Source organism: Parageobacillus thermantarcticus, assembly GCF_900111865.1.
Taxonomy (GTDB): Bacteria; Bacillota; Bacilli; order Bacillales; family Anoxybacillaceae; genus Parageobacillus; species Parageobacillus thermantarcticus.
Genome location: NZ_FOJS01000032.1, coordinates 1 through 10,846, shown reverse-complemented (window position 1 = coordinate 10,846; position 10,846 = coordinate 1). Strand labels below are relative to the sequence as shown.

Sequence of the window (10,846 nt, the reverse complement as noted above, 5' to 3'; positions counted from 1 at the left end):
TTAATTTTTATATTAAATATGGAAAGCGATTCATATCAAGTAAATTCAGATAATTTTTCCGCAAAAAGCAAGCAGCCTTGCTAAAGGGGCTGCTTTAGTTATGATCGTTCCAATTCTTCGTTTACAAGCGTTTCAGGCCGCTTTCCTTTTAACACTGCAATAATGTTTCGGCAGCACAGTTCCATCATCTTCACACGCGTTTCTTTCGTCGCACTTCCGATGTGCGGCAAAGCAACGACGTTTGTTAATGCTAATAACGGGTGGGAAGCGGCAATCGGTTCATGTTCAAACACATCCAATCCCGCCGCGGCGATTTCCCCGCTGACAAGCGCCTCGTATAAAGCTTGTTCATCCACAACCGCTCCTCTTGCCGCATTAATAAATATCGCAGACCGTTTCATTTTGCGAAACGCCTCGCTGTTAAACATGTGACGCGTTTCCTTCGTTAGCGGCGTCAAGCAAACAACAAAATCGGCAGCTTTCAACAGCTCTTCGAATGAGCAATAGGTCGCACCAAGTTTTTGTTCTGCTTCTATGTTGCGGGAACGATTATGGTACAAAATGTTCATATCAAAACCAGTCGCGCGTTTGGCGACAGCCTGTCCGATTTTTCCCATGCCGACGATGCCGATCGTCTTATGGTGGACATCGGCACCAGCCAATAACAATGGACTCCAGCTTTTCCATTTTCCTTCTTTGAGCCATTGCGCCGCCTCCACTACACGGCGGGCGGTCGCCAATAGCAAAGCGAACGTTAAATCGGCAGTTGTATCTGTCAGCACATCCGGGGTGTTGCAAACAGCAATTCCGCGTTTTGTCGCGGCAGAAACATCGATATTATCAAACCCAACCCCCATGTTCGCGACGACTTTTAGCGATGTTCCCGCCTCTAATATTTCTTCATCGACGACGTCAGACACCATCGTTAATAGCGCGTCCGCTTTTTTCGCTTCGTTCATTAATACATCGCGAGGAACTTGGATATCGTCATACGGCCACATCGCCACTTCGGCGATATCTTTTATCGGCGCGACAATATCATCTGGAAGCTTTCGCGTAACAAACACGTATGGTCGAGTCACATAGTCCACCTTCTTTTATGTATTTTTCTTTATTTTATCATAATTCATAATCATAAAAAAACGACGAAGAAGAGATCTCGCTGTATGTTATCAATAAAAAAGCCAGTAAACTTTCGGAATATGAAGCCGGCGACCGGCAAGCCCCGCAATATCCGCAAACGATGCTAAAAATTGTTCATGCTCGCGGGAACGGCTGACAATGTAGCGCAACGTCTGTTCATATGCTTGTTTTTTTCTTTCTCCGTCTGCCATATAATATCCTTCCACACATTCAAAATAGTGAAGCGGAAAAAGAAGCCGTGCGTAAATTAAACGCCAGGCGAACAGCGATAATGGAGTAATCCGTTGATAGTCTCGGAAAAATCGCCGTATACTTTCCGCGGAAATATTGCCCTTCTTTGTGTATATGTGCCGAACCCATTCTGCCAAATCTCTTGCGCAATGATCATATACCCAATCTGTCGCTAACTTTTGTTCCTTTCCTTCCATCCATTTCACATTTGGCAGCCGCTCATGACAAAAGGTTGCGCAATCAACGCCGACAGGTTCCTCATCCAACTCGGTATCCGCTACATATTGAATCGCGTTTTCCGCCAAGCCGAGATAGTACGGAAACGATTCAATAAAAAGACGATCAAACATAGCAGTGATCCCTGTCTCGATTTTTCTTCTCCAAAATTGTTCCATCTGATCGAGCCGTGCTCCCCAAAACTCTTTCCATTGGCCGATTCGCTGGCAATGGATGATCGGAATCGGACATGTGCGGCCGAGCTCGTGAAATTTCGCTAATTCTCGGCCGATAGAAATATTTCTTGCATATGGCGAAACAGGCGAGCGGACAATTACCATAGGTTGGCCGTCGTAGTAAGCGATAAGCTTGCCTGACCTAGTCGGAACGAAGGAGGCGACAGTATCATCTCCCATCCATAATAAATAATCGCTCATCTTCCACAATTCCTCTATTTCTGCTTCCGTGCGCCCATATATAGGAATAACAGTATAACGCTGATTTTGATATAGAAATGTATCGTATCTCCCAGTTTTTTCAAACCGTTCTGCCGTGATTTCGTATTCATTGCGAATAAACTCCTTCATCGCTTCTCCCCCCTAAAGGTAAAATTTAGTAAAGGCAAAGGCGACTTTCCTATGCCCTTTTTTTGTCCCCGTTGCCCTTGACACCCCCTTCGCACCTTTGGCGGATGTTGGTCAAGGGCGAATCCGGCTCTGATGACACTCCACGATGCTCAATGGGATGGCGGATGTGGAGTTTTCATAGAACTTTTGACGCTACCCAAAACTAATATATGAAGGGGGCATAAAAAATCTGCTCTTTCCTTCCGGATATTCTCACTTTCTTTTGTTTGTTAAAAAGCCAAAATAATTTATGCATTAGTCCCCTCAAGCTACCTCTCATCAGCAAAATCATGGGAGAATCTTTCCAGTTTTGTAAGCAGCAATGTTTACAGAAACGGCACATTTATGACATGATAAACATATATAATAAAAATAACTCCTTAAAGAAACAGGTGAAGCGAATGAAGGAACCGATCATGAACAATCTCGAAGAAATTGCACGCCAATGGCTCGAAGAACGCGGTGTCACAATCAAAGACATCGCTGAGCTCGTGTATTATTTGCAATCGAAGTACCATCCGAATTTGCAACTAGAAGAATGTATTGAAAATGTTAATCGCGTTATTTCCAAACGGGAAGTGCAAAACGCGATTCTCACCGGCATTCAGCTTGACAAATTAGCGGAAGAAGGCAAACTGGATGAGCCGCTGCAGTCGATCATTCAGCGCGACGAAGGCTTATATGGAGTCGACGAGATTTTAGCGCTTTCCATTGTCAACGTGTACGGCTCCATCGGTTTTACTAATTACGGATATATCGATAAACAAAAGCCCGGCATTTTAAAAAAGTTAAACGATAAATCAACGGGAAAATGCAATACGTTTTTAGACGACATTGTCGGCGCTATTGCTGCCGCTGCCTCAAGCCGTTTAGCGCATCGGGCGGCCAACGTGGAGTAAGCGGCGCGTTAGCGATCCATTGTCCGCTTTGCATGACGTAAGTAGAGCCTTACTCGTTGCCAATTAAAGCAAAGGGATAACGTGCAAATCGGAAAAAATCCGTTCACTATTGGATACAGTGCAAGGGTGTTTCATTTTCCATTTGCAGCTATTAAGAAAAAAAGAGGCTGAGCTCAAAAGGTCGATTCGATAGCCCTTTGAGCCAGCCTCTTTTTTTAAATGCGATCTAAATGCGATCGATCCACTCTTTGAGCGAATCCGCCGTATATGTCGGCTGCTTTTCATATCGTTGCAGCAGTTCTTTCGTCGTTACCCCTGTATGAACAAGAAGTGTGTCCATTCCTGCATTCATTCCCGCCATAATATCGGTATCGTAGTAATCGCCGATCATTAATGTTTCCTCTCTTGGCACTCCCAGCACTTTTAACGCTTGTTCCATAATGATTTTTTCCGGCTTTCCAATAAAAATAGGCTGCACTTGCGTCGACACAGAAACAACCGCCGTAAGTGAACCGTTTCCCGGCAGCAATCCCCTTTCTGTCGGAATCGCAATATCGGCATTCGTCGAAATAAACGTCGCGCCGTTGCGAACGGCTAAACAAGCGATGGCAAGCTTTTCGTATGTAATATTTCTGTCAATTCCCATCACAACGAATTCCGCATCTTCTTTCGCAAAGGTGAACCCTTTTTCTTCCAGAGCGGTACGGATTCCTTCTTCACCGATCACAAAAATAGAAGCGTCCGGTTTTTTTTCAAAAATATAGTTTGCCGTCGCTTGGCTCGTCGTAAACACATGATCCTCTGTCGCCGGAACGCCGAACGACCGCAATTTCTCCGCCACTTGCGCCGGTGTGCGCGAAGAGTTATTCGTGACAAATAAATACGGAATGCCTTTTCGATACAGCTCTTTGACAAAATCGCGAGCTTCGGCAATACATTCCGTTCCGCGATACATCGTGCCGTCTAAATCGATTAAATATCCTCTGTACTTTTTCAACGTCTGTCACCTCTTTTTTTATGATGCACGTAACCAACTTACTAAAAAGAAACGAAAAATGTCAAAAAGCAAACACGTTCCAATGCCCTGCATAAAGAAGTCAGAATTCTTCCACCAAGAAGCCTTCTTTGGCATAATGCATGAAACAGAAGGCTTCTTAGGAAGGCGAACATTGGAGACGCGTTTGCCAGCAAAATGAAATACCCCTTCTTTAATTGCGAAACGCGGACACGGGGCCAAGCTCGTTTTCCAAATACGTGCGAATAGCGTTCGGGTACGCTTCCAGCGCCGGAAGATGTTTTCGCATTTCCTCCAACAATTTCGCGTGGTCGACATTCGTATAATGATGAACAAGCATTTTCCGGTAGCCGATGATCGCTTTCAATCCTTTTGCGTCATCCGCCGTGACAACCCGCTCATCTGTCAAAATATCGATAATATCTTCATAGCTGCCCGGGTCTCTCATAATAAAGCCGTCGATCATCGCGTTTCCGACATCTAAAATCGCTTCAATCACTAAATGAACAAGACGCTCAAAGGCGAGCTGGGACAACTCGTCGTCCCACGATGGCTTTTGCTTATAAATATGCAACAGCTTTTCCATATAGCGCAGCGTTTCTTCGATTTTATTGCGGTCTACAAAGTACATCGTTACTTTCCTCCTATATTTGTCTCTTTTTATTGTATCATAATCATGCGAATATTGTTATGATGGAAGTACGCATCATTTCTTTAACTGGGGGGCGAAGTGTATGAGCGAACGTTTTTACTTATATGACGATACAGTGGATACGAAAACGCGTTTTGTCAGCTTTTTAGGCGAACGCCAACGGTTTGATTTGGCCATTATCGAGACAGATCGTTTTTACGGGAAATATTTAGTCCTCGATCTACAGAGCAACCGTTTTGCGATTATCGGTCAGGATGATTTAGAAGAGCCGGGATATTTAGAGAATGCCTACCGTTTAAGTGAAGAAGATGCCAACGATTTACGGTCGTTTTTATACGAATGCATTTCATAGCCGCTTTCTCGTTAGGGGACATTATAAATAACCCTTTAAACGAGGAAGGTGAAACAGTGCAAAGCGACTTTTCTACCGTCGAAAAACAAAAAAATTTTTTAACGGCCGAAGAATTCCCAGAAGGGCCGTACGGTTCTCCGCGGCGCGCCGATGAACCGGTACAGAACAAAAGTTCTTCGTGGAAAGAAGGACAGCGTTACTATAGCGCTTTTAACTACGAATACAAATCGTTCCATCAAAACATCCCGCGACGCGATCCCGGCGCACATCCGCCGCACGATGACCCGCGGGAAAACGACCAATTTCCATATAGCGACGCATAATAATGGAGGGTGCCCAAATGCAATGGGGCACCCTTCCCGTATATGCACATCAAACAATAAGCTAAATATCGTATTGAGCCAATCTCGCTTGCTTTACCTTTTCACTTTGCGGAGCACAAAATACGCGCAGCCAAAATTGCAATATTCATACAAATATTCTGATAATGTGCTAATTTTCGTATCATATGTCGCTTTTTGGTTATGGTCGTCAAAAAATCCGCGCAAACGAAGTTGGTTATATCCCCAGTCCCCCACAATATAGTCATATTTGCTTAAAATATCGGCGTATCGCGCGCGAAACGCTTCTTCATTAAACGCGTTTTTCACGTTTTCCACTAATTCATAACATATATTGTTAATGCATATCATCCTTTTCACCTTGCCTTTCCACTTTCATCATAAACGATGAAACGCTCCCAATCAATTACTGTTATCAAAGTTGCGAAAGAGGAACATCCTGAAAGTGAAGGGGGTGTTTGCAATGAGAAAAGCATTGCTTGCGGTCGTGTTAAGCACAGCCGCAACATTAGCAGGCTGTGCGCAAACGGCGCAAGATAACAATACGGACGTATACAGACGAAGCGGCAATACGATCAACGTCACCGACCGCAACGATTTATATAACGAAAATGGAGTGCCGAACGGCGACGATACGCGAATGAACAATTTTGGCTACGTCCGGCATCAAAAAAGCCCTGTTTCTGGCGATGCAAACTTGTATAACGATATGCCAACGTTCAACCGCGAACGAGCGGCTGATTTAATTAGCAAGCTTTGTACGCAGTTGCCGAACGTTAACGACGTCGCCACATTGGTGACTGACGAAGAAGTATTGGTCGTTTATGACACAGATGCAAAAAACCGTCATCAAACAGCGGACCAAGTGAAAAAGACCGCTCTTTCTGTCGTTCCGCGCTATTATCATGTATACGTTGCCGATGATCCGCGCCTCATGAAAGATATCGAGCGCTTCGGGCGCTTAGATTCCAACAGCCGAAATATCGATCAAATTATCGATACAACGATTCAAAGGATGTTAAAATATCCGCAGGGCCGGAAACTAAGTGACGGGGAAAACGAAAATGGTGAAATGATCAATGAAATGAACGACCGTCTCGATCGTGATTTCCATGATGAAAGACCAACCCCCGCAAAAATAAGCCGATAACACGACAATAGAAAAACGGTCTGTCTTCACTAGAAGGCAAGACCGTTTCTTCATGCGTTTATGCTTTCATTTGCCGCGCCGCCGAAGCCGCATTGACTTGTTCATCCGCATGATAAGAAGAGCGAACGAGCGGACCGGCTTCACAATGAGTAAATCCTTTGCTTAATGCGATTTCTTTTAATTCTCTAAATTCGTCTGGATGATAATATTTCACTACTTTCAAATGTTTTTTCGTTGGCTGCAAATATTGACCGATCGTTAAAATATCGACGTGATTAGCACGCAAATCATCCATCGCTTCAATAATTTCTTCTTTTGTTTCACCAAGACCGACCATAATGCTCGATTTCGTCGGAATGTCCGGCTGCAATTCTTTTGCGCGCCGCAAAAATTCAAGCGAGCGTTCATACGTCGCGCGCGCGCGCACTCTCGGCGTCAAGCGGCGCACCGTTTCAATGTTATGGTTTAAAATATCCGGACGCGCGTCCATCAACGTTTTTAAGTTCTCGTATACTCCCCCCATATCGGAAGGAAGCACTTCAATCGTCGTAAACGGATTTTTACGGCGAATCGCACGAATCGTCTCCGCGAACACCGCAGCTCCTCCATCTTTCAAATCATCGCGGGCGACAGCGGTAACGACGACATGTTTTAAGTTCATGAGACGGACGGATTCGGCGACACGTTCCGGCTCTTGCCAGTCAAGTTCCGTCGGCAATCCCGTTTTTACGGCGCAAAAGCGGCACGCACGCGTACATACGTTTCCTAAAATCATAAACGTTGCTGTTCTCCGCACCGCCCAACATTCATGAATGTTTGGACATTTCGCTTCTTCGCATACGGTATGTAACCGATTTTCCCGCATCAATTTCTTTAAGCCTGTATAATTTTCATTTGTATTCAGCTTTATTTTTAACCAATCCGGTTTGCGAAGATGTTCTTCTTTTGTCGCCATTGTTCTCACTCCAATAGTTTTTATTTATATTTCCATTATAAGAAAAACAACGAGTAAACACAAAGAAATTGGTCACACGTCATTTTCCGCTTTTTAACATTTATGAAACCAACAAATCTCCTCAAACTAACTATATAAAAATGGACGGAAAGGGGGAAAAGCGCGTGCATCCATTTATATTTGCCATCGTGGTGATCACCATTATATTTTTGTCGCCAAAAACGATATTCGGTCAAGAAAAGCTAGATGAAGACATGATTTATCAAAAACGAATGGAATTGTACAAAAAAGCAGAGGCGGTCTCATTGATCCCTTGGTATTACTTTGCGGCGATCGACCAATATGAACGGAACGTCCGGCAAGTGCGCCGCGATTTGCCAAAGTCCACTGGCGCGCTCGGCATCTATATAAAGCCGGAAATTTGGGCAGGGCCGCTAAATAAAAATGCTTATGACACCAATCCGTTTGCGATTTCGCAATTTGGCGGCTTCGGTATGGACGGAAACGGAGATGGCGTCGCCGACCCGACAGACGATGAAGATGTTATTTTTTCTATGGCACGATTTTTACAATCGTACGGAATCGATCATAAGCACATCAAAATGGCGCTGTGGGACTATTATCAACGCAGCAAAACAGTTGATTTGATTTTAGGAAAAGTAAAAATTTACAAAAAGTATCAGACATTGAAGCTAGACGACCATGTATTCCCGCTCCCGCTTCACGCCAATTACAGCTACCGGGATACATGGGGAGACGCGAGAGGCTGGGGCGGGCGCCGCATTCACGAAGGAACGGACATTTTCGCAGGCTACGGCGTTCCGGTGCGGTCGACTTGCTACGGAATTGTCGAATTAAAAGGCTGGAACAAATATGGGGGATGGCGCATCGGCATCCGCGACATTAACAATACCTATCACTATTTTGCACATTTAAACGGATTTCCCCCACATTTGCGCGAAGGACAAATCGTCGAGCCGGGCACGATTATCGGCTATGTCGGCAGCTCCGGGTACGGTCCGCCGGGAACAGCGGGAAAATTCCCACCGCACCTTCATTACGGAATGTACAAAGATAACGGATATATGGAATGGTCTTTTGACCCATATCCTCACCTAAAGGCATGGGAGCGGGCAGAGTGGCTGAAGAAAAAGCAAGGAGGTTCGCACTAGGCGTCCTCCTTTATGCTCGTTGTTTTGCTTTTTTGACTGCATGAATAATGCTTGCCGCTAAACCTCCCCAAATGACGACGATACCGATAACCATCATGACAACAGCGCTCATTTCCATCTGTCTTAACCCCCTCTGCGTTCCGTATGGCCCGCTTCTCCAACAGCAGAACCATGCCACTGTTTAAATGAAAACAAGATTCCAATAACAATGACGGCAAGCGCGACAATCCATCCGAATGACGTAACGAACCAAGTAGCATATCCTTCGTAATTTTCTTTTATATTTGTTCGAATGTTATCCACCATCATATATCCTAACACGAGCGGCGTGATGACGCTTAAGCAAATTTTCCACCACGCGCCAAGCATAATATCGGAGACGCTGTTCGCATGCTGTTGCAAATTGCTAAGCTCTCTTACGATCCAAGCGATGACAACGACTTCAACAAATCCCGCCAGCGCGACGCCAAAGTTGTTGATAAAGTAATCGACGACATCTAGTAAATACAAACCACCATGCGAGGCAAAGAAAAGCGATAGCAACGCTGCGAGGCCTCCCCCAAACAATACCGATTTCGCACGGGAGATTCCAAATTTTTCTTGGATTCCAGCGATATATGTTTCACAAATAGAAATGAGCGAGGTGAGCCCAGCCAATGCTAACGACAAGAAAAAGAGCACACCGAAGAAGGCGTTAAATGCCGGAAACTCACTGATAATTTTTGGAAACACGACAAATGCCAACCCAACTCCGCTGCTGACGACTTTATCTACCGGCACTCCTTGTTGTTGCGCTAAAAAACCAAGAGCGCTAAATACCCCAATTCCAGCTAACAATTCAAATCCAGAGTTTGCAAATCCAGTAATGAATGCATTATTTGTTATGTCAGAATTTTTTGGAAGATAACTTGAATACGTAACCATAATGGCAAAAGCAATCGATAAACTAAAGAAAATTTGACTATACGCTGCAATCCAAACTTTTCCGCTCATAATTTGGTCCCAATTCGGTTTAAAAAACACGTTTAATCCTTCCACCGCTCCATCAAGCGTAATCGCGCGAAGGACAATAATAAGAAAAAGAACAACAAGCGTCGGCAGAAAAATTTTGTTTGCTAGTTCAATTCCTTTTTTGACGCCTTTGTAAAGCACACCTAACGAAACAAGCCAGACAATCAACAACGGAATAAATACATTAAACGAAATGCCCCCTAATTGCCCCGGTTTATCTACTAAATGCAAATAATTTTTAAAAAGGAACCCTTCTGTATCTTCTCCCCATTTTAAATTAAAGGAAAACACGGTATATGATAACGCCCATGCAATAATAACAGCATAGTACGTGGAAATAACAAAAGAAATAAGTACTTGCCACCAACCAATCCACTCTAGGTTTTTATGAATGCGGGAAAATGATAAAGGCGCAGAACCGCGGTATTTATGACCAATGGTAAATTCCATCACCAGCAATGGAATCCCAGCGGTGAGCAAAGCGAACAAATACGGGAAAAAAAATGCGCCACCGCCGTTTTCATAGGCGACACCAGGGAAACGCCAAATATTCCCGAGACCGATCGCAGAGCCTGCGGCTGCTAAAATAAACCCTGCGCGCGATCCCCATTGTTGTCGATTCTCCATGTGCAGTCCCTCCATTTTTAAAATAATAATATTTTTTATTTTCTGACTAATTTATTTATTACACATATAGTATACTTTCAATCATTTAAAAAGTCAAAGCCACATTTGAAAAATAACGATCATTCTGTAGTTGAGCAATTTTAATTACAATAATTACCATGTAAAAGAGACAAACAGGGTACCCCTTATGCCACGTGGAGCTGTTTTTTCACGGTATCAATGGGAATATTTTGTTTCGCTGCACGGTAAATGAACTCCACGAGGCTATGTCCTTTTCTCTTGCGCAGAAGATCGAGCCCATCAGAAAAATCGCTGTTCGACTCGAACATGCTGTACACGTAAGCAAGCTGCACCAAGATCCAGTAGCGTTTCACCGCCCGACGTCCGCGAACGCGGTATCCATCGAGTTTCAGCTGGTCTTTCGCTTGACGGAAAAAACATTCGATCGACCAACGC

The 10,846-nt window shown here is 44.3% G+C and carries 14 protein-coding genes; 5 read left to right on the top strand and 9 right to left on the bottom strand.

All coding sequences use genetic code 11. The features are described 5' to 3' along the window. Positions 1–98 precede the first annotated feature (98 nt). Entirely contained in the window at positions 99–1,082 is a 984-nt protein-coding gene (locus tag BM278_RS13330) for a 2-hydroxyacid dehydrogenase (RefSeq protein WP_090950537.1), read from the bottom strand. 90 nt (positions 1,083–1,172) lie between these two features. After that, positions 1,173–2,177: a spore coat putative kinase YutH gene (yutH, locus tag BM278_RS13325; RefSeq protein ID WP_090950535.1), complete on the bottom strand. Its 1,005-nt coding sequence runs from the start codon at positions 2,175–2,177 to the stop codon at positions 1,173–1,175. A gap of 440 nt (positions 2,178–2,617) precedes the next feature. On the opposite strand from yutH, the gene BM278_RS13320 reads away from it, so the two are divergent. Continuing rightward, positions 2,618–3,115 carry a phosphatidylglycerophosphatase A family protein gene (locus BM278_RS13320; protein ID WP_090950533.1) on the top strand — a complete coding sequence of 166 codons (498 nt, stop codon included), beginning with the start codon at positions 2,618–2,620 and terminating at the stop codon, positions 3,113–3,115. 226 nt (positions 3,116–3,341) lie between these two features. On the opposite strand, the gene BM278_RS13315 is transcribed toward BM278_RS13320, so the two are convergent. Both BM278_RS13315 and hepT read right to left on the bottom strand, forming a co-directional pair. After that, positions 3,342–4,112, bottom strand: coding sequence for a TIGR01457 family HAD-type hydrolase (locus tag BM278_RS13315; RefSeq protein ID WP_090950531.1), 771 nt, complete (start codon positions 4,110–4,112; stop codon positions 3,342–3,344). Positions 4,113–4,323: 211 nt separating this feature from the next. Next, positions 4,324–4,761, bottom strand: a complete 438-nt coding sequence (gene hepT / locus BM278_RS13310; protein ID WP_090950527.1) for a type VII toxin-antitoxin system HepT family RNase toxin — start codon at positions 4,759–4,761, stop codon at positions 4,324–4,326. A 103-nt stretch (positions 4,762–4,864) separates the two neighbouring features. On the opposite strand from hepT, the gene BM278_RS13305 reads away from it, so the two are divergent. Together BM278_RS13305 and BM278_RS13300 are read left to right on the top strand one after the other, a co-directional pair. Then, positions 4,865–5,134 (top strand): DUF3055 domain-containing protein, encoded by a 270-nt coding sequence (locus BM278_RS13305; RefSeq protein WP_064552043.1) that lies wholly within the window; start codon positions 4,865–4,867, stop codon positions 5,132–5,134. A gap of 56 nt (positions 5,135–5,190) precedes the next feature. Beyond that, a complete protein-coding gene (locus BM278_RS13300; protein ID WP_090950524.1) occupies positions 5,191–5,457 on the top strand; it encodes a cytosolic protein in 267 nt (88 codons plus the stop codon). Positions 5,458–5,550: 93 nt separating this feature from the next. Here the strand turns inward: BM278_RS13300 and BM278_RS13295 are convergent, their stop codons facing one another. Then, on the bottom strand, positions 5,551–5,826 hold the full coding sequence (locus BM278_RS13295) for a YutD family protein (protein ID WP_015864975.1): 276 nt from the start codon (positions 5,824–5,826) through the stop codon (positions 5,551–5,553). A gap of 112 nt (positions 5,827–5,938) precedes the next feature. Between BM278_RS13295 and BM278_RS13290 the strand changes: the two genes are divergently transcribed. Then, complete coding sequence (locus tag BM278_RS13290) at positions 5,939–6,625, top strand: YhcN/YlaJ family sporulation lipoprotein (RefSeq protein WP_090950509.1); 687 nt, start codon at positions 5,939–5,941, stop codon at positions 6,623–6,625. Between the two features lie 58 nt (positions 6,626–6,683). Here BM278_RS13290 and lipA read toward each other — a convergent pair whose 3' ends face one another. After that, positions 6,684–7,580: a lipoyl synthase gene (gene lipA / locus BM278_RS13285; RefSeq protein ID WP_064552046.1), complete on the bottom strand. Its 897-nt coding sequence runs from the start codon at positions 7,578–7,580 to the stop codon at positions 6,684–6,686. Between the two features lie 164 nt (positions 7,581–7,744). Between lipA and BM278_RS13280 the strand changes: the two genes are divergently transcribed. Further along, positions 7,745–8,752 (top strand): M23 family metallopeptidase, encoded by a 1,008-nt coding sequence (locus tag BM278_RS13280; protein ID WP_090950507.1) that lies wholly within the window; start codon positions 7,745–7,747, stop codon positions 8,750–8,752. 10 nt (positions 8,753–8,762) lie between these two features. Here BM278_RS13280 and BM278_RS13275 read toward each other — a convergent pair whose 3' ends face one another. The 3 genes from BM278_RS13275 to BM278_RS13265 all read right to left on the bottom strand — a co-directional run. After that, positions 8,763–8,870 carry a methionine/alanine import family NSS transporter small subunit gene (locus tag BM278_RS13275; RefSeq protein WP_013400072.1) on the bottom strand — a complete coding sequence of 36 codons (108 nt, stop codon included), beginning with the start codon at positions 8,868–8,870 and terminating at the stop codon, positions 8,763–8,765. Positions 8,871–8,875: 5 nt separating this feature from the next. Then, a complete protein-coding gene (locus tag BM278_RS13270) occupies positions 8,876–10,390 on the bottom strand; it encodes a sodium-dependent transporter (protein WP_013400071.1) in 1,515 nt (504 codons plus the stop codon). A gap of 185 nt (positions 10,391–10,575) precedes the next feature. Further along, a partial coding sequence (locus tag BM278_RS13265; protein ID WP_143093451.1) for a transposase occupies positions 10,576–10,846 on the bottom strand: 271 nt, incomplete at its 5' end.